Source organism: Marinobacter sp. CA1, assembly GCF_020546665.1.
GTDB classification, from domain to species: domain Bacteria; phylum Pseudomonadota; class Gammaproteobacteria; order Pseudomonadales; family Oleiphilaceae; genus Marinobacter; species Marinobacter xestospongiae.
On the sequence record NZ_CP071785.1, the window covers coordinates 3730336 to 3749592 of the forward strand.

Consider the following 19257-nt stretch of genomic DNA (forward strand, 5'->3'; position numbering starts at 1 on the left):
GTCCATCAGGCAAAGGAGCGGGCTTCACCCTGCCCTTCCACGTTAGTGACACAACGACCGCACAGGTCACTGTAACGGTCATCCTGACCCACATCCTCACGATGGTGCCAGCAGCGCTCACACTTGCTGTGCCCGGCCGGTGTAACCTTGACCAGCAGGCCTTCGTGACTGGTCTGCTCCGCGCCAGCGGCGTCAGAGACCGGACGGATGCTGGCTTCCGAGGTAATCAGCACGAAACGCAATTCCTCACCCAGGCGCCCCAGGTCCTCAGCCAATTGGCCGTCACAGAACAGTGTGACCTCGGCACTCAGAGAGCCCTTGATTTCACCACGGCCGCGAGCCTCTTCCAGGCACTTGTTGACCGCTTCCTTGACGCTGTAGATCTCGCGCCAGTAATCGCGCCCCAGCTCGGCGTCTTCCGGCAGCGCCACCAGGCCCTGGTACCAGGTTTCATAGAATACGCTGTCTCCCCGCTCACCCGGCAAGTGCTGCCAGATCTCGTCGGCAGTAAAGCTGAGGATCGGCGCAATCCACCGCACCAGCGCTTCCGCAACGTGATACAACGCGGTTTGACAGGAACGACGGGCGAGGCTGTCCGCCTGGGTGGTGTACTGGCGATCCTTGATGATGTCCAGATAGAAGCCACCCAGGGTTGCTTCACAGAAGTTGTAGACCTTCTGGAACACCCGCAGGAACGCGTAGTTCTCGTAGTCCTCGTGCAGCTCCTGTTGCAGCTGCAGGGCGCGGTCGACCATCCAGCGGTCGAGGGCGATCATATCCTCTGGCGCCACGGCATGCCGGGCGGGCTCAAAACCGGTGAGGTTACTGAGCAGGAACCGGGCCGTATTACGGATGCGACGATAGCCGTCGGCGGTCTGGCGCAGCACGCCCTTGGTGACGGTCATCTCACCGCTGTAATCGGTGGAGGCCACCCACAGGCGCAGGATATCGGCACCCAGTTCGTTCATCACGTCCTGGGGCGAGATGACGTTGCCCAGTGATTTCGACATCTTGCGGCCATCACCGTCCACGGTGAAGCCGTGAGTCAGTACCTGACGATAGGGCGCCACGCCATTCATCGCGATGGACGTCTTGAGAGACGACTGGAACCAGCCCCGATGCTGGTCGGAACCTTCGAGGTACAGGTCCGCCGGGAACTTGCCAAGCTCTTCCCGCTGGCGCAGCACCGATTCGTGGGTCACACCGGAGTCGAACCAGACATCCAGCGTGTCGGTCACTTTCTCGTACTGGTCGGCGTCGGCACCCAGCAGCTTGCCGGCATCCAGCTCATACCAGGCGTCGATGCCACCGGTCTCGACCTCCTTCGCCACCGCCTCGATCAGGTTGGCGGTGTCCGGATGCAGCTCCTGGGTCTGCTTGTGGATAAACAGGGTGATCGGCACCCCCCAGGTACGCTGACGGGAGATACACCAGTCCGGCGACTGCTCGAACATGGCCTCAATCCGGCTCTGCCCCCAGGCCGGAACCCAGCGCACACCTTTGATGGCTTCCAGCGCGTCGGCCCGCAGGTTTTCCTTGTCCATGCTGATGAACCACTGGGGCGTGGCACGGTAGATCAGCGGCGTCTTGGTCCGCCAGCAATGGGGATAGCTGTGGTTGAACTTTTCAGTGAATACCAGCTTGCCTTCACGCTCGATGGCCGCTTTTACCGGGCCATCGGCCTTATAGACGTGAATACCGGCAAATTCGCCGGCGGCATTGGTGTAGGTGCCATCCGCCTGAACCAGGTTGAGGGTGTCGAGGCCATACTGCTGGCCGACCACGAAGTCCTCCATACCGTGGTCCGGAGCGGTGTGCACTGCGCCGGTACCGGCGTCAGTGGAGACGTGATCCCCCATCACCACCGGTACCTGCTTGTCATAGACCGGATGCTTGAGCGGCAGGTTTTCCAGCTCCGAGCCGGTGCACGTAGCCAGGATCTCGTACGCTTCCAGCGACCAGCGGGCCATGATGCCTTCGACCATGCTGGCAGCCAGGATCAGCAGTTCCGGACCGGCGCCCGTGTCCACCTGCACCAGGGCATAGTCGAGGTCGGCGTTGAGCGCCACCGCCTGGTTCGCGGGGATGGTCCAGGGGGTCGTGGTCCAGATCACCACCGACACATCGCCGTCGCCACGATCAGCTCCAAATACCTTCAGGGCGCTGGCCCGATCAACCGCGGTGAAGCGGACGTCGATCTGGGTCGAGGTCTTGTCCTGGTATTCCACTTCGGCTTCCGCCAGTGCCGACTGTCCCACAACACTCCAGTAAACCGGTTTGAAGCCACGGACCAGGTGCCCCTTGGCAACGATCTTGCCAAGCGCCCGGATAATGCCGGCTTCCACCTTCGGGTCCATGGTCAGATAGGGCTTGTCCCACTGTCCCATCACCCCCAGACGAATGAAATCGGTCTTCTGGATCTCGATCTGTTTGGCAGCGTAATCACGGCAGGCCTGGCGGAACGTGGCGTAGTCCACCTTGACACCGGCCTTGCCGATGTCCTGCTCCACCTTGTGCTCAATCGGCAGACCATGACAGTCCCAGCCCGGCACGTAGGGCGCATCGAAGCCCATGAAGCTGCGGGACTTGATGATCATGTCCTTGAGAATCTTGTTGAGCGCATGCCCAATGTGAATGCTGCCATTGGCGTAGGGAGGGCCATCGTGAAGGATGAACTTGTCACGCCCGGCGCGTTGCTCGCGGAGGGTGCCGTAAACATCCAGGTCCTGCCAGCGCTTGAGCATCTCCGGCTCGCGCTTGGCCAGGTTACCGCGCATGGGAAACGCGGTTTCAGGCAGATTCAGGGTATGCTTGTAGTCGCTCATGGTTACCTGTGGCTTGTTACCGGTAAAAGTTACCTTTCGGGGTTCGCCTGCTGTTCCAGCCAGTGGCGGGCATCCAGGAAATCCCAGCTAATCTGGGTCTTGAGATCGTCCACCGAGTCAAACTTGACCTCATCCCGGAGCGGGTGGCAGAAACGGACATCCAGGCGCTGGCCATACAGTGTGCCAGCAAAGTCAAAGAGGTGCACTTCCAGCGACGGCTGACGGCCGTCCACGGTGGGCCTGAGGCCAATATTGGCGACGCCGTCGAAACATTCACCGTCAGCAATACAGGCTTCGACAACGTAGACGCCCCGTAACGGCGGCTGCCGCCGGAGCCGGATATTGGCGGTGGGGGCATTGATCTGACGCCCCAGTTGACGGCCATACACCACCTTGCCGGCAATGCGGTAGCCTCGTCCCAGCAGCTGTTCCGCCAGCGCCAGATTGTTATTGGCAAGCGCCGCCCGCACCGCGGTGCTGCTGACCCGTTCACCATCGACGGTGACGGTCCGGGTATGCTCGACACCAAACCCCTGTGCCTGCCCCACCCGATTCAGCAACGCAAAATCGCCGGCACGGTCACAGCCAAAACGGAAATCGTCCCCGACCACCAGATGCCGTACACCCAGGCCCTGGATCAACACGTCTTCGATGAAGCCCATGGCGGAATAGCTGCGGAACTGCTCATCGAACCCCAGACAAAGCACAATGTCTATGCCAGCTGCCAGCAGGGCTTCGACCTTGTTGCGGAACTCGGTCAATCGGGGCGGCGCATCGCCCGCCTGGAAAAACTCCCGCGGCTGGGGTTCAAACACCATGGCCACGCCCGGCACATTGAGCTGGCGGGCCTGCTCGCGCACCTGATCGATAATGGCCTGATGCCCCAGGTGAACACCGTCGAAGTTGCCGATGGTGGCAACACAGCCGCTCGCCAGGGGTGACGACGCCTGCTGCGACAGCCTGTGCAGGTTGGCCAACCCCCGAATCAGCTGCATCAAATGCCTACTCCCATCTACGTTTTGGTGTGTTCAACGCCGCCAGACAGCCGGTGCTCGCTCACCCAGGAAAAAGTGGTTCGGAGCCGGGCAGTTGTCTGGCGATAAAACGAGCGATTATACCTTACCTGTGGCGGAAATGCCTTACCCGCACCCCGGCCAGAGCAAGGGCAATGAAATACACCACCACCCCGGCCCCAACCAGCACCGCCATCTGACCGGCACGGGCCAGTCCCGGCATCGCCAACCACTCCGAAACCGATGGATTGAGGCACAGAACCAGCACCGCCAGCGTGCCATTGGCCACCAGCAACTGGGCACCGAAGCGCCACCAGCCTGGCTGGCTCACCCAGGCCCCTTCCCGTTTCAAGCCACGCCACAACAGACCGGCATTGAGCCAGGCTGAGAGGGAGGTTGCCAGGGCCAAACCGACGTGAGCCATAGGCATAATCAGCGCCAGGTTGAACACCATATTAGCCACCATGGCAATCACCCCGATCCTGACCGGCGTGCGGGTATCCTGGCGGGCAAAAAAGCCGGGCGCCAAAACCTTGATCAGCATGAACGCCAGCAGCCCGGCGGCGTAGGCGCGCAGACTCGCCCCCGCCATCATCACGTCCCGGTCGGTCACCTCACCGTAGTGGAACAGGGTTGCGATCAGCGGCTCGGCCAACAGCGCCAGCGCCAAAGCTGCAGGCGCCCCGATCAGCAACACCGCGCGCACGGCCCAGTCGAGCGTGGCCGCAAACTGGTCCGCCGATGCCGCGGCATGCTTGCGGGACAGGCTCGGCAGAATCACCGTCGCGATAGCAATGCCGAACACCCCCAAGGGCAACTCCGACAGCCGGTCGGAGTAGTACAGCCAGGACACCGAACCGGTCTGCAGCAATGACGCCAGCACCGTATCCAGCAATAGATTGATCTGGCTTACCGATACCCCAAACAGGGCCGGCGCCATCAACTTCAAAACCCGGCGCACGCCCTCATGGCGGTAGTCGACCCGCGGCCGCGGCAACAACCCCAACCGCATCAGGAACGGCAACTGGAAGAACAGCTGCAGGGCGCCGGCAATGAACACCCCCCACGCCAGGGCCAGGACGGGCGTTTCCATCACTGGCGAGAGAAACACCGCCGCGCAGATCATCGCCAGGTTCAGCAGTACCGGGGTGAAGGCAGGGATCGCAAAACGGTCGTAGCTGTTGAGGATGGCGCCGGCAAAAGCGGTGAGCGAGATCAGCAGCAGGTAGGGAAAGGTGATCCGCAGCATATCGCTGGCCAGGCTGAACTTCACCGGCTCGTCCAGAAACCCCGGCGCAAACACCGCCGTCAGCGCAGGCGCGCCGATGACCGCCACCAGTGTGACGCCCAGCAGCACCAGCCCCAGGGTACCGGACACCGCATTGACCAGGCGGCGAACCTCGGTGATGTCCCGGGTTTCCCGATAGGACGACAGGACCGGCACGAAGGCCTGGGAAAACGCGCCTTCGGCGAACAGACGGCGCAGGAAATTGGGAATCTTGAACGCTACAAAGAAAGCGTCGGCCCCGGTACCGGCACCAAAATAGCGGGCAATGACCATGTCCCGCACCAGCCCCAACACCCGCGACAGCATGGTCATCATACCGACCAGGCCGGAGGATCGCAGCAACCCCGGCGCCGCTGCGCGCTGCTTGTCCTGACTGGAATGCTCCTGATCGGCGCTCATCGCCTGCCCTCTCTTGCCATCGCCGGTCCGCTCACCAGCCCTCCTTCCGGGATCGCTATTGGCAACCCCTGTTCACAGTGGCCGGCGAGTTTATCACAGCACCGCCCGGGCGCACGGTGAATCGGGCGCCAGCCTTGACTTTTGGGGGCATTGGCGGCATAGTTCCGCGTCATTTATTTTGACGCGCTGTTGGTTTGGCGCGCACGCACTATTCACGATCGTTTTCAGCAACGAACAACCGATTTTCAGGAGTTTCACGGTGGCAAATACCCCACAAGCCAAGAAGCGCGCTCGTCAGAACGAGAAGAACCGCAAGCACAACGCCAGCCTGCGTTCCATGGCGCGCACCTACCTCAAGAAAGTAAACGCCCAGATCGAAGCTGGCAGCTACGAAGGCGCCCAGGCGGCCCTGAAGGAAGCCCAGCCGGTCATCGACAGCATGGTCAACAAGGGCATCTTCGCCAAGAACAAGGTAGCCCGCAGCAAGGCTCGACTGAACGCCAAGATCAAGGCTCTGAAAGCCTGATTCGCGTTCAGCGCCCACAAAAAAACCGGCATCTGCCGGTTTTTTTGTGGGCGTCAGACCGCTACGACGGGTCGACACCACACTCGCAACGGTCACCAGCGCTACACGATCACCATATTGTCCCGATGAATCATCTCCTCGTCAGAGATGTAGCCCAGTACGTCAGCAATCCGGTCGCTGGAGCGGCCAGCAATGGCCCGAGCCTCATCGGCATCGTAGTTGATCAGTCCGCGCGCCACTTCCTGCCCACTCTCACTGACGCAGGACACCATCTCACCACGACGAAAACGCCCTGACACGCCTCGCACACCAACCGGCAACAGACTGCGCCCGCCGCGGCACAAGACCTGCACCGCGCCATCATCCAGAATCAGCTGCCCGCGAGTCTTGAGATGGCTGGCCAACCACTGCTTTCTGGCCGCCAACCGCCCCTGCTCCGGCAACAACAACGTGCCCAGCGACTCGCCCGCCGCCAGTCGCGACACCACACCGTCAATGCGACCACCGACGATCACCGTAAACGCCCCGGAACGCGCCGCCAGCCGCGCCGCCCGCACCTTGGTCTGCATACCGCCCCGACCAAGCACGCCCGCGCCGCCAGCCGCCATCGCGTCCAGCTCCGGGTCATCCGCGCGTCGCTCGGACACCAGCCGGGCATCGGCATGCTTGCGGGGATCGCGATCAAACAGACCCTGCTGATCGGTGAGGATGATCAGCCCATCCGCCTCCACCAGGTTCGCCACCAGCGCACCAAGCGTGTCGTTGTCGCCGAAACGGATCTCATCGGTCACCACGGTGTCGTTCTCGTTGACGATTGGCACCACACCGAAATCCAGCAACGCCCGCAGCGTGCTGCGCGCGTTCAGGTAGCGCTTGCGATCCGACAGGTCGTCATGGGTCAGCAGAATCTGGGCGGCGTGACGACCATGGCGACGGAACTGCGCTTCCCAGGTCTGCACCAACCCCATCTGGCCAACCGCTGCCGCAGCCTGCAACTCATGCAGCTGCTGCGGACGGGCACGCCAGCCCAGCCGGCTCATGCCCTCGGCTACCGAGCCGGAGGACACCACCACCACCTCCACGCCCGCAGCGATCAGCTCGGCTACCTGGTCCACCCAGCGCGCAAGGGCCTCGACATCCAACCCTTTACCGTCGTTGGTCAGCAGGGCACTCCCAATCTTGATCACCAGGCGGCGGGCCCGGGACATCTGTGAACGCTCAGTCATGGTGAAACGGTTTACTCCGGCGCATACACCACTTCAACGTCGTAATCGTCGTCGTCAAAGTCGTCGTCATCATCGTCATCGTTCTTTCTGGCCGCCCGGCGGGCTGCCCGCTCGGCCTCTATCCTGGCGCGAGCCTCTTCATCCATCTGCGCCCGGCGCTGACGCTCCTGCTCCGCAACCTCCGGATTCTGGGACTCCTCTTCCGCCCGTGCCTCGATCCAGCGCATCACCGCCTGAGTCAGCGGCTTGGTGCCCTCGCCGCTCAACGCCGAGATCCGGAACACCGGGCCCTGCCAGTCCAGCTCGTCAATGATTGCCTGACAGTGGGCCTCGCGATCCTCCTCAGCCACCATGTCGACCTTGTTGAGCACCAGCCAGCGCTCACGGTTCGACAGGGTTTCGCTGAATTTTTCCAGCTCTGCGGCAATCGCCTGAACACTCTCTGCCGGAGATGAGCCATCGTAAGGCGCCACATCCACCAGATGCAGCAGCAGTCTCGTCCGCACCAGATGCTTCAGGAAACGAATACCCAGACCCGCGCCCTCGGCCGCGCCCTCGATCAAACCGGGGATATCGGCAATCACAAAACTCTGATGCGCCTGAACGCTGACCACACCGAGATTCGGCACCAGGGTCGTGAATGGGTAGTTGGCCACTTTCGGACGCGCCGCAGACACCGAGCGGATGAACGTGGATTTGCCGGCATTGGGCATACCCAGCAGCCCTACATCCGCCAGCACTTTCAACTCCAGGCGCAGGTTACGGGCCTCGCCCTCACTGCCCGGCGTGGTTTGCCGGGGCGCCCGGTTCACCGAGGACTTGAAGCGGGTGTTGCCCAATCCGTGAAAACCACCCTGAGCCACCTTCAGACGCTCACCGGCCCGGGTCAGATCACCCAGCACCTCATGGGTATCCATATCCACCACCGTGGTCCCCACCGGCACCGGCAACACCATGTCCTCGCCCTTGCTGCCGGAGCAGTTACGGCCAGCACCGGGCTCACCGTTCTGAGCCTTGTATTTACGCTGAAAACGGTAGTCGATCAGGGTATTGAGGGCGTCATCAGCCTCCAGATACACCGAACCACCATCGCCGCCGTCGCCACCATCGGGACCACCCTTGGGGACGTACTTTTCCCGCCGGAAACTGAGACAGCCGTGACCGCCCTTGCCAGCCTCCACGATGATGGTGGCTTCATCTACAAACTTCATGACCTAACCCTCGGCGCCAGCGGCGCACAAACTAAAAAGCCCCGCAGCCTCAAAGAAGCAATGCGGGGCTCCGAATCACTCTGATAGCCATGCTACCAAAGCGACTCACGGTTCGACAGAACCTGAGATCGCCGCTGCTTACGCAGCCGGAACGATGCTCACGAACTTGCGGTTCTGCGGACCCTTGGTTTCGAACTTGACCTGACCGTCCGCTTTCGCGAACAGAGTGTGGTCTTTGCCCAGGCCAACGTTGCTGCCGGCGTGGAAACGGGTGCCGCGCTGACGAACGATGATGCTGCCTGCAGAAACAGCTTCACCACCAAAGCGCTTGACACCAAGTCGTTTCGACTCGGAATCGCGACCGTTACGGGTACTACCTGCTGCCTTCTTGTGAGCCATTGTAAGCCTCCTGTGTCCAGGTCAGTTAAGTGCCGTAGGCCTTAACGATTAACCTTTGATGCCTGTGATCTTGACTTCAGTGAACCACTGACGGTGGCCCTGACGCTTCATGTGGTGCTTACGACGACGGAACTTGATGATCTGAACCTTGTCGTGACGACCGTGACTGACAACCTCGGCAGTCACCTTGGCGCCATCAACCACCGGCGCACCCACCTGGACATTGTCGCCGTCGGCAACCAGCAGAACGCGATCGAATTCGACCGTACCACCGGTTTCAACTTCCAGCTTTTCCAGCTTCAGGGTTTCGCCTTCTTTCACACGGTGCTGCTTGCCACCGCTAACAATTACTGCGTACATGGATGATCTCCGCTGTATACCCATCCCTGCTCTTATCCACCTGGTTCTAAGGGAAGCACTTTGGCAACCCTATAGCAGGGAGCGCAGGTTGGGATGAGTTGGGGCGCGAGATTGTACGAAAAGCCACCGCACAATACAAGCATATTTGGCCGTTAAACGCCGTGACTGTCATCCCCCGTCCAGGGTCTCCAGCCGGCCGGGCCGAACCGCCGCCAGCGGCGCAATGGCCGGCCTCGGCCCAAGTTGACACCCACCCCGCCAATACCTAGCATTGCGGCGTCCTGCCCGCTTTCTTACCAACCATGTTCACCGGGCATGTAGCTCACCAATCAGATGGAAACCAGTCCCATGACAGCCCAGAGAATTTACGACACCGTCGCCGACGACTTCAGTGACGTCAATGATCTCATTCTCCGCCGGCTGTCGTCGGACGTACCGCTGGTGGAGAAGATTGCCCAGTACATCATCGAGAGTGGCGGCAAGCGACTACGGCCTCTGCTGGTACTGCTGTCGTCCCGGGCGCTGGGTTACGACCAGCAGGATCACCTCAAGCTGGCGGCGGTGATCGAGTTTCTCCACACCGCCACCCTGCTCCATGACGATGTGGTGGACACCTCCGATCTCCGTCGCGGTCGCTCCACCGCCAACGCCAAATGGGGTAACGCCCCCAGCGTCCTGGTAGGGGATTTCCTCTATGCCCGCGCCTTCGAGATGATGGTGGAGCTCAAGAGCCTGCCGATCATGGACGTGCTGTCCCACGCCACGGCCGTGATCGCCGAGGGCGAGGTTCTGCAGCTGATGAACGTCAAGAACCCGGATGTCAGTGAGGCGCAGTACATGGAGGTAATCCATAATAAGACCGCCATGCTGTTTGAAGCCGCCTCCCACAGCGGCGCTCTGCTGGCCGGAGCCGCCACCGAACAGGAGACTGCGCTGCGTGACTACGGCAAGCATCTGGGGCTGGCATTCCAGCTGGTGGATGATGTGCTGGACTACCGCGGTGACGCCGAAGCCATGGGCAAGAACGTCGGCGATGACCTGGCCGAGGGAAAACCAACGCTGCCACTGATTCACGCCATGGCCAATACCAGCGATGAGGGCCGGCAGTTGATTCGCCAGGCAATCCGCAAGGGCGGTCTCGACGATCTGCCCACGATCCTCGGTCTGGTGAACGACTCCGGAGCGCTGGAGTACACCATGGACAGGGCCCGCCAGGAGGCTGACAGCGCCCGTGCCTGCCTGGCCCAGCTGCCGGACACCCCCCATCGCGAAGCGCTGCTGCTGCTGACCGACATCGCCGTCGCCCGGGTCAGCTGATCGCGGGCACTTTTCTCGCCAGCACCATCCGCGGTCGGTCCGCTCAGCGTGCCGGGAAATCCGGGCCCAGGGCTCGCCGACCGTGCAGGGTGCGCAAGTCGACCGCCGGTCCAAGCGGCACCACCTGGGTCGGATTGATGGTGCGCTGACTGACATAGTAGTGTCGCTTGATCTGCGCCAGGTCCACCGTCTCCGCCACACCCGGCACTTGGTACAGGTCCCGCAGATAGCCTGACAACTGGGGATAGTCGGCAATTCGCTGACGGTTGCATTTGAAGTGGCCGACATATACCGGGTCAAACCGCACCAACGTAGTAAACAGTCGCCAGTCCGCCTCGGTGAGCCGGTTTCCCACCAGATAACGCTGGGCTGATAGCCTCCAGTCCAGCTTATCCAGGGTCTCGAACAGGGCACTGAACGCCTGTTCGTAGGCCGCCTGGGTGGTGGCAAAGCCAGCCCTGTATACGCCATTATTCACCGCGTGATAGACCTGCTCATTTACCGCATCGATTTCCGCCCGCAATGACTCTGGGTAGAAATCCAGGTCCTCACGCACACCCTCAAGACCATCGAAGGCGCTGTTCAGCATGCGGATAATCTCCGCCGATTCATTGCTGACGATGGTCTCTCGCTGACGATCCCAAAGCACCGGCACCGTCACTCTGCCGGTGTAGTCCGAGGCGGCCCGGGTGTAGATCTGGTGCATGTAGCGGGCACCATAGAGATGATCCTGATGAGACGGGTCACGCGGCTGGAACTGCCAGCCGTTTTCCAGCATGTCCGGGTGCACCACCGATACCGAGATGTGGGGCGCCAGTCCCTTGAGCTGGCGGAAGATCAGGGTACGATGGGCCCACGGACACGCCATCGACACATAGAGATGGTAACGCCCGGACTCAGCCTTGAAGCCGGCGTCCCCCGCCGGCCCGGCGTGACCGTCCGCGGTTACCCAATGACGGAAACGGGCCTGCTCACGCTCGAAGCGGCCGCCGGTTTTTTCGGTGTCGTACCAGCGATCCTGCCATTGTCCATCGACCAGCAGCCCCATAACATTTCCTCCTGTTCCGAGCACGGTGTGCAGTTATTCTGAATTCGTGAAGTATGATGAAGACAGCATAACGAGGGAGCTGCAAGGCTCTCAAACAAGCAGTTCTGGCCAACTTCATCAGAAAAACTGAACATGCATACCAACATCACCATCGACGCCCTCAAGGTGCTTGACGCCATCGACCGCAAGGGCAGCTTCGCCGGCGCCGCCAATGAGCTCTATCGGGTCCCCTCTGCCATCAGCTATACCGTGCAGAAGCTGGAGGAGGATCTGGGGGTAGCGATCTTCGACCGCAGCGGTCACCGTGCAGCCTTAACATCCGCGGGCCGTTACCTGCTGGAGGAAGGCCGAAGCCTGCTGGAAGCCGCTGAGGCGCTGGCGCACACCACCCGCCAGGTGGCTCAGGGCTGGGAAACCCGACTCAAGATTGCATTCAACTGTCTGCTTCCACTGGAAGCCCTGTTTGGCGCCATTCGCGAATTCCATGCCCTGGGCGTTCCAGTGGAGATCCAGGTTCTGGAAGAGGTGTTTGCGGGTACCTGGGATGCCCTGCAAAGCCGGCGCGCGGATCTGGTGGTTGGCGCCGACAACTTCAGCAAACCGGCCGGGCAGTTCACAACCCACCGGCTTGGGCGAATGCCCTTCGTCTACGCAGTGGCGCCCAACCACCCGCTGATTCAAGCCAGGCAACCATTGCAGGAAGCCGATATCGAACAGTTCCACGCCGCCGTGGCCGCCGATTCCACCCGGCAATTGCCCGCTGGCAGCGCCGGCATTTTCCGCCGTCAGCGCTCACTGACGGTGTCCAATCTGGATCAGAAAATCGCTATCCAGGAGGCTGGACTGGCGGTTGGCTGGCTGCCACTGCCACGGATACAGTCACAGCTCCAGGAAGGCCGCCTGGTGGCACTGGAGGTTGAAGACACCCGCCAGGATGTCGAACTTTTCCTGGCCCGCCACAGCGACGACAAAGGTAAGGCCCTGACCTGGTTCTGGGAGCGCCTGGCCAACGACGAAACCCTCTTAGCCTGGGTTACGGGTTAGCTATTAAGATGTCTGCACCAACGGAGGGAGCACGGCACTGAAGCCAAGCTCCCCGGACTGTGCGCGGTTTATAATGCCGCCGAATCAATCAAGGGAGCCAACCATGAGGCAGCTTTCCGAACTGGATGCATCCTTCCTCTATCTGGAATCGGACACCGCCCCCATGCACATCGGCGGTATTTACCTGTTCGATGCCCGGGAGCGGGAAGAGCCGCTGGCCTTCAGTACGTTTGTGGCCTATCTGCGCAGCCGCCTGCATGTCGTGCCGGTGTTTCGCCAGAAGCTTCGGGAAATTCCCCTGCGCCTCGGCCTGCCCTATTGGGTCGACGATCCGGACTTCAGCATTGAGCGCCACCTGGCCTATGTGAACCTGGGTGAGCATGGCCAACTGGCCAACCTCAAGGGCCTGGCCGCCCGAATCCTGGAAGAACCGCTGAAGCGCGATCGCCCACTGTGGCACATCACCTTCGTCGATGGCTTCCGCTACGACAACAGCGACCCGGACAGCGAGGGGTTCGCGCTGATCGTCAAACTGCACCATGCCGCCATTGATGCCTTCAGCGGCGAAGAAATTCTGGGCAAACTGCTGGAGTACAGCCCGACGCCCAGTCCGATCCACCCGCCCCAACCCTGGGAGCCCCGGCCGGAACCCTCGGAAGAGCGGGTCTACCTGCAGGCGGGGATGAACCTGGTGCGCAAACCGTTCCAGTTCGCCAGCCTCGCCGCCACTGCCGCCGAAGCGACCGCCCGCGGCCTGGTGCAGAAGCAGCTGCACAAGCTGCCACTGCCCTTCCCGCTGTTCACCGCGCCGCACAGCCCGTTCAATCGGCAGATCACCGCCAACCGCAAGATCGTCTCCACCTCGCTGTCACTGGCACGTTTAAAAGCGCTGAAGGCCAACCTTGGGGACGTCACCCTGAACGACGTGGTGCTGGGACTTTGTGCCGAGGCACTGCGGCGCTACATGGAAAACTGCAAAGCGGATGGCAGTCGTTCCCTGGTGGCAATGACCCCAATCTCGGTTCGCTCCAAGAGCCTGCGGCGGGCAACCGGCAACCAGATGTCGGCGATGCTGCTGGACCTGGCCACCAACGAGCCCGACCCGGCCCGGCGCATCCAGCGCATTCACTGGAACGCCGTGGCCTCAGAACCCTACCAGGAAGCCATCGCGGCAGATCGGCTGACGGAGCTGGTACCCTCCACCATGTTGGCGCTGTCAGCTCGGCTGTACTCGGAACTGCAGATCGCCCAGCGTTATCAGCCGGTATTCAACGTGCCCATCACCAACGTCCCTGGCCCCCAGGTGCCGTTGTACCTTCAGGGCGCCCAACTGATGTCGCAATACAACACCGCACCGCTGTTCGACAGCATGGGCCTGGTGATTGTTGCTGTCAGCTATCAGGGCCTGCTCACGGTGAACTTCACCCTGTGTCCAGACGTCGTGCCCGAAGGGGACTCCCTGGCCGAACTGATGCATGAAAGCCTGAGCAGTATTGAAAAAGCCGCCAGCGAGCTGCCGCCGGAGCGGAACGAGCCGGACTTGCAGCAGGCGCCGCAGGGCTCTCTGGTGGAGGGTGCATTAACGGTGATGGAAGGGGTACTAAAGAAAACGGTACGCCGGTTCAGGACCGACTGACGCCGGAGAGACCGATCGGCCTCCCCGGCTGCCAGGCTGACATACTGCCGAAGGGAAGCAGGTTTTGGCTAGTCAAATGCCCAGCGCAGGAACTCGCGCTTGTCTTCGGCGCTGGCGCGCTCCCACAGCACCTTCATCGCTTCCAGTGCCGGCAGGTCACCACCTGGCATTGACTGAGGCGCTGTGCTGACCGGCGCACCCGCAACAGGGGCTCCCGCAGGAGTGGTCGCGGAAGGCGCGCCTGCTACCGGCATCGCGGGCTCATAGCGGCCACTGGTAGCAACGATGGCACCACCGGTGTTGCTGATCTGAGCACGAAAGTTCCGGCTCAGGGCCTCCGCCTGACGGCGTGACCCCGGCTCCGGCAACACAAACTCGTACTGCTCGCCAGCACGGGCGTTGATGATCACCTGCTGGGGCTGGGTTTCAATCACCGCCACTTTCGACTCGCCGTTCTCAACCCCAGCGCCTTTGGCCCAGATCGTCTTGTATTTGAATACCACGACATTGCGCCCTGGCAGGAGCTCGTAATCCAGTGCCAGGTCGTCCATCAGGAAGTTGCCGACATCACGACCATTGACCTGGCTTACCTGGATCTCACCAGGCGTCCGCAGGACCGCCACCGCCTCTGCGTCCGCGGCAGCGCCTTCCCAGGTCTGGATCCTGGTCAGCGTCGAGCTACAGCCTGCCACCACCAGTGCCAGCAGGCCGGCCATCAGGAATCGCAAGGATCGAAGGGCTCCGGAAACGGGGCGAAAACTGCTCAACTGGATCATGAAATGCCTCTGTCTGGTATGGACAGCCCATGGCGGAACGTCGGCTGCCTAACGTTTGGCCGGACTCTGTACCGGCCGATGAGAAAGGCATTCTGACGACAGCCCCCGCAGAGTTCAAGAGAGTCCAGGGCGGAGCCCGGACAACGGTCACTGCCAACGCCTTCACAGTTCTGGGTAATTAAGGGGTGGCAGCCATTCAGCAGCCGGGAGAATTGTAAAAAAGTGTTGAATTTGGCCCGAATTGTTTTAATTTTATACAGACCGTTCATGTAAAACTGACGCAGCTCCAGAACGTCGTCACCGCAGTAGGCACAGGAGGCCTTATGGACATTCAGCACCGGACGGGCGAGGAAGGCCCGGTCCCATTTCGCAGCAGCCGGTTTTTCTGCGTCGGTAGTCGCTGGTACTTTACCACTCGTGAAGGTTTCGACAGCGGACCCTTTGCTTCCCGCCAGCGGGCCGAACAGGGCCTGGAACGCTTTCTCAACGTGGTTCGCTTGTTACCGGAAGAGCCCTCGCTACACTGAGCATCGAGGTCAGGACCACAACGGCAACAGCCAGCCATCCACCAGGGCCAGCACGCCCAGGGCCATCGCCCCTGCGATCACGTCATCGAACATGATGCCCAGGCCACCAGGCATGCGCCGGTCGAACCAGTTGATCGGCCAGGGCTTGAGCACGTCAAAGAAGCGGAACAGCAGGAACCCAAGCAGCACCCCGGTCAGGCTTTGTGGAATCAGCCCCAAGGCAATCCACATTCCGACAAACTCATCCCACACGATACCACCATGGTCATGGACCTTGAGATCGTCGGCGGTGCGACCGCACAACCAGATTCCCACCACGAACGCCAATGCCACGACGGCCCAGTAGCCCCAGGCCGGCAGCCAGCAGATCAACAACCAGAATGGGATAGCCGCTACGCTGCCCCAGGTTCCCGGAGCGCGTGACGCGGCACCGCTGCCGAACCCGAAGGCCAGCAGGTGCACCGGGTCCCGCAGGAACCCCGGGGGCAACAGCAGCGGAGGCTCATCGATGGAGTCCGGCCCCGACTGTGGGTTGTGGGGATCGCTCATGGTTGCGCTCCAAAATGGTCGTAGCCAGTGGCCGGCAGGGTGATACCTGGCGGCAGGCCGTTCAGGTCAATCCCGGTCTTGTCACGGGTGCGACCGATCACAGTAAGTTCCGCCCTCACCGCATCGGGCAAATGATGCCAGTCGTCCCGAGCCATGGTCAGGCACAGCTCGTAGTCATCACCGGCAGTCAGTGCCAGTGCGACGGCCTTCTCACCCACCACCTCCCGTAACGCCGGAGATACTGGCAAAGAGCTCGCATCCAGGTCTGCACCGATGCCGGAGGCCGCCAGAATGTGCCCCAGATCCGCCATCAGACCGTCGGACACATCAATCGCCGCCGTGGCCCAGGGACGCAACGCCTGCCCTAGAGCCAGCCGCGGCTGAGGCCGGTGGTACCGCGTCAACAGCTGGCGAACCGGCTCGGAGGGCTGGAGGACATCCAGATAGTCGAGGGCAGCACCGGCCTCTCCCAGGGTGCCGGAGACACAGATCAGTTGATCCACACCCGCACCGCTGCGACGCAGCGCCTGGCCCGCAGGTACGGTGCCATGCACTTGCAGGGACAGCGTCAGGGGACCACGGGTGGTGTCGCCTCCGGCCAGGCTCAGCCCGAACGCCCGAGCCGCTTCCCCCAGCCCCTGGCAAAACTCGCCCAGCCAGTCCTGATCGGATTCCGGCAGGGTCAGGGCCAATGAAAAACACGCCGGTTCTGCGCCCATCGCCGCCAGATCACTGGCCGCTACAGCCAGACTGCGCCATCCCAGGTGGCGGGGGTGATAACCCACGGGAAAGTGACGACCTTCCACCAGGGTATCCACCGAAAACACCAGATCGTGCCCCGCTGGCAGTCGCTGGATGGCACAGTCATCCCCGGGCCCAAGCAAAACTGCCGCTGACCGGGTTTCCCCCGCCAGCGGCAGTATCAGCTTTCGAATCAGCTCAAACTCGCCCATGACTTAGCGCGAGCGGGTTTCCGCCAGCCGCAGCCGTCCGCTCAATTTGTCGAGGATGCTGTTGACGAACTTGTGGCCCTCGGTGCCACCGAAGCGCTTTGCCATCTCAATGCCCTCATTGATCACCACCCGGTAGGGGACATCAATACGGTGCTTGAGCTCATAGGCGCCAAGGCGGACGATCGCCAGCTCAATCGCATCCACTTCCGCCAGGGGGCGGTCCAGCAGGGGCTCCAGCAGCCGATCGAGCTCGTCCTGTTCGCGGTGAACCCCACGCAGCAGGTCCCGAAAATAGGCGGTATCGACCTTGCTCATGTCGTTGTCCACCATGAATTCGGCTTCGATGTCCGACACCGGGGTCTTGCTGAAATGCCGCTGATACAGGGCCTGCATCGCCAGCGCTCTGGCACGGCGACGATCACCGGCCTTGGGTTGCCCGGCCGGTTTGGGGGATGTCTGGTCGCTGTCGCTCATCACTCACCCAGCTTCTTGAACAGGCTCACCATCTCCAGAGCGGTGATGGCAGCCTCGGCACCTTTGTTTCCGGCTTTGGTGCCGGAGCGCTCAATGGCCTGTTCGATGGAATCCACCGTCAGCACCCCGAAGGTCACCGGCACGTCGGTTTCCAGACTGACCGCGCCCAGACCACTGGAGGCTTCACCGGCCACGAAGTCAAAATGCGGCGTACCGCCGCGGATGACCGCACCCAGAGCGATGATGGCGTCATGACGACCGGTCTCCGCCACCCGCTTGACGGCCAGCGGCATTTCATAGGCGCCCGGTACGCGGACCAGGGTAATGTCTTCATCGGCAATACCGTGGCGGCGCAGGGTATCGATCGCCCCTTCCACCAGACTCTCGACCACAAAGCCATTGAACCGGCCAACCACCAGGGCGTAACGGCCCGAACACTCGGTGAAATCACCTTCCACTGTTTTAATCTCTGCCATGATCGGCTCCTTGCTGGCCCGCCCATCGGCGCAGCCTGTACTATCGGTTTAAGCGAGTGCGAGAACGCCCGGAGGCATCCTCAGCTCGCGGTGTAAGGTACGTATTCCACCACTTCCAGGTCGAAACCGGAGATGGCGGAGAACTTGATGGGGGCGCTCAGCAAACGCATCTTGCCGACACCGACATCCCGCAGGATCTGCGAGCCGGTACCGACCGTGAAATAGACGCCGGACTGTCCCTTGCTGGACGGTGAGGCACCCTGGCCGAAGAACTCGTGGATACGATCTTCCAGGTCGTGACTGTCGGCGGCGCTGTTCAGCAGCACAACCACACCATTGCCGGATTCCGCCACCGCTTTCATGGCGTGGTGCAGCGGCCAGCTACGCGAGCCCTCGCGATGGGCTCCCAACAGATCCCGCAGGGTGTCAGTGATGTGTACCCGCACCAGCGCCGGCGTCTCCGCCTCAATGTTGCCTTTCACCAACGCCAGGTGCGTGCCGCCCTGAATGCTATCGCGGTAGGTCCGCAGGCTGAATACGCCAAACTCCGTATCCAGGTCGTATTCCTCCACGCATTCGATGGTGCGCTCGTTCATGGTGCGGTAATGGATCAGGTCGGCGATCGTACCAATCTTCAGGTCATGAGCCTCGGCAAAGGCCTCCAGGTCCTCACGGCGAGCCATGGAGCCATCGTCGTTCATGATTTCACAGATCACCCCGGCCGGCTCGGCGCCAGCCAGCGACGCCAGGTCGCAGGATGCCTCAGTATGGCCTGCACGACTGAGCACACCACCGGGGTCGGACATCAGCGGAAAAATATGCCCCGGCTGAACCAGGTCCGTCGGTTTCGCATCCTTCGCCACCGCCGCCTGAACGGTGCGCGCCCGGTCAGCGGCGGAGATACCCGTGGTCACCCCTTCGGCGGCTTCGATGGAGAGGGTGAACTTGGTGCCGAATCCGGAGGCGTTCTTTTCCACCATCAGCGGCAGCCCCAGCTGCTGGCAGCGCTCACGGGTCATGGGCATGCAGATCAGGCCGCGACCATAGCGGGCCATGAAGTTGATGGCCTCGGCGTCGCAGAACTCGGCGGCCATCACCAGGTCACCTTCGTTCTCACGGTCCTCATCGTCCATCAGGATCACCATTTTGCCCTGACGGATGTCCTCGATGATGTCTTCAATCGTGTTCAGTGCCATACCGTTTTTGCACC

General features: G+C 61.8%; 19 protein-coding genes. 5 read left to right on the plus strand and 14 right to left on the minus strand.

Annotated elements, in window-relative coordinates; genetic code table 11:
* Positions 1-5: 5 nt before the first annotated feature.
* From ileS to murJ, 3 genes are all read right to left on the minus strand, one after another.
* Positions 6-2825, minus strand: coding sequence for an isoleucine--tRNA ligase (gene ileS, locus J2887_RS17095; RefSeq protein WP_227172289.1), 2820 nt, complete (start codon positions 2823-2825; stop codon positions 6-8).
* 29 nt (positions 2826-2854) lie between these two features.
* Complete coding sequence (gene ribF / locus J2887_RS17100) at positions 2855-3820, minus strand: bifunctional riboflavin kinase/FAD synthetase (protein WP_227172290.1); 966 nt, start codon at positions 3818-3820, stop codon at positions 2855-2857.
* Positions 3821-3944: 124 nt separating this feature from the next.
* Positions 3945-5525 (minus strand): murein biosynthesis integral membrane protein MurJ, encoded by a 1581-nt coding sequence (gene murJ / locus J2887_RS17105; protein WP_227172291.1) that lies wholly within the window; start codon positions 5523-5525, stop codon positions 3945-3947.
* A 259-nt stretch (positions 5526-5784) separates the two neighbouring features.
* On the opposite strand from murJ, the gene rpsT reads away from it, so the two are divergent.
* Positions 5785-6051, plus strand: coding sequence for a 30S ribosomal protein S20 (rpsT, locus tag J2887_RS17110; RefSeq protein ID WP_227172292.1), 267 nt, complete (start codon positions 5785-5787; stop codon positions 6049-6051).
* A gap of 101 nt (positions 6052-6152) precedes the next feature.
* Here the strand turns inward: rpsT and proB are convergent, their stop codons facing one another.
* The 4 genes from proB to rplU form a co-directional block, all read right to left on the minus strand.
* Positions 6153-7277: a glutamate 5-kinase gene (gene proB, locus J2887_RS17115; protein ID WP_227172293.1), complete on the minus strand. Its 1125-nt coding sequence runs from the start codon at positions 7275-7277 to the stop codon at positions 6153-6155.
* A gap of 11 nt (positions 7278-7288) precedes the next feature.
* Positions 7289-8488: an Obg family GTPase CgtA gene (cgtA, locus tag J2887_RS17120; protein ID WP_227172294.1), complete on the minus strand. Its 1200-nt coding sequence runs from the start codon at positions 8486-8488 to the stop codon at positions 7289-7291.
* Between the two features lie 138 nt (positions 8489-8626).
* Positions 8627-8887, minus strand: coding sequence for a 50S ribosomal protein L27 (gene rpmA, locus J2887_RS17125; RefSeq protein WP_227172295.1), 261 nt, complete (start codon positions 8885-8887; stop codon positions 8627-8629).
* A 48-nt stretch (positions 8888-8935) separates the two neighbouring features.
* Positions 8936-9247: a 50S ribosomal protein L21 gene (gene rplU, locus J2887_RS17130; protein WP_227172296.1), complete on the minus strand. Its 312-nt coding sequence runs from the start codon at positions 9245-9247 to the stop codon at positions 8936-8938.
* 348 nt (positions 9248-9595) lie between these two features.
* On the opposite strand from rplU, the gene ispB reads away from it, so the two are divergent.
* On the plus strand, positions 9596-10564 hold the full coding sequence (ispB, locus tag J2887_RS17135) for an octaprenyl diphosphate synthase (RefSeq protein ID WP_227172297.1): 969 nt from the start codon (positions 9596-9598) through the stop codon (positions 10562-10564).
* A gap of 43 nt (positions 10565-10607) precedes the next feature.
* Here the strand turns inward: ispB and J2887_RS17140 are convergent, their stop codons facing one another.
* Entirely contained in the window at positions 10608-11612 is a 1005-nt protein-coding gene (locus J2887_RS17140; protein WP_227172299.1) for a glutathione S-transferase family protein, read from the minus strand.
* A gap of 132 nt (positions 11613-11744) precedes the next feature.
* On the opposite strand from J2887_RS17140, the gene J2887_RS17145 reads away from it, so the two are divergent.
* Entirely contained in the window at positions 11745-12656 is a 912-nt protein-coding gene (locus tag J2887_RS17145) for a LysR family transcriptional regulator (protein ID WP_227172300.1), read from the plus strand.
* A 103-nt stretch (positions 12657-12759) separates the two neighbouring features.
* Positions 12760-14292, plus strand: coding sequence for a WS/DGAT/MGAT family O-acyltransferase (locus tag J2887_RS17150; RefSeq protein ID WP_227172302.1), 1533 nt, complete (start codon positions 12760-12762; stop codon positions 14290-14292).
* Positions 14293-14360: 68 nt separating this feature from the next.
* Here the strand turns inward: J2887_RS17150 and J2887_RS17155 are convergent, their stop codons facing one another.
* Entirely contained in the window at positions 14361-15068 is a 708-nt protein-coding gene (locus tag J2887_RS17155) for a DUF2057 family protein (protein ID WP_227172306.1), read from the minus strand.
* 323 nt (positions 15069-15391) lie between these two features.
* On the opposite strand from J2887_RS17155, the gene J2887_RS17160 reads away from it, so the two are divergent.
* Positions 15392-15595, plus strand: coding sequence for a DUF6316 family protein (locus J2887_RS17160; RefSeq protein WP_227172309.1), 204 nt, complete (start codon positions 15392-15394; stop codon positions 15593-15595).
* 9 nt (positions 15596-15604) lie between these two features.
* Here J2887_RS17160 and J2887_RS17165 read toward each other — a convergent pair whose 3' ends face one another.
* The 5 genes from J2887_RS17165 to ribBA form a co-directional block, all read right to left on the minus strand.
* The gene (locus tag J2887_RS17165) at positions 15605-16144 is read right to left on the minus strand and encodes a phosphatidylglycerophosphatase A (protein ID WP_227172310.1); all 540 of its coding nucleotides are present in this window, start codon (positions 16142-16144) and stop codon (positions 15605-15607) included.
* Entirely contained in the window at positions 16141-17097 is a 957-nt protein-coding gene (gene thiL, locus J2887_RS17170) for a thiamine-phosphate kinase (RefSeq protein WP_227172312.1), read from the minus strand. The genes J2887_RS17165 and thiL overlap by 4 nt, the downstream gene beginning before the upstream one ends.
* 3 nt (positions 17098-17100) lie before the next feature.
* A complete protein-coding gene (gene nusB / locus J2887_RS17175; RefSeq protein WP_227172313.1) occupies positions 17101-17571 on the minus strand; it encodes a transcription antitermination factor NusB in 471 nt (156 codons plus the stop codon).
* Complete coding sequence (ribE, locus tag J2887_RS17180; RefSeq protein ID WP_227172314.1) at positions 17571-18047, minus strand: 6,7-dimethyl-8-ribityllumazine synthase; 477 nt, start codon at positions 18045-18047, stop codon at positions 17571-17573. Before ribE ends, nusB begins: the two co-directional genes overlap by 1 nt.
* A gap of 80 nt (positions 18048-18127) precedes the next feature.
* Positions 18128-19243 carry a bifunctional 3,4-dihydroxy-2-butanone-4-phosphate synthase/GTP cyclohydrolase II gene (ribBA, locus tag J2887_RS17185; protein WP_227172316.1) on the minus strand — a complete coding sequence of 372 codons (1116 nt, stop codon included), beginning with the start codon at positions 19241-19243 and terminating at the stop codon, positions 18128-18130.
* Between the last annotated feature and the right edge of the window lie 14 nt (positions 19244-19257).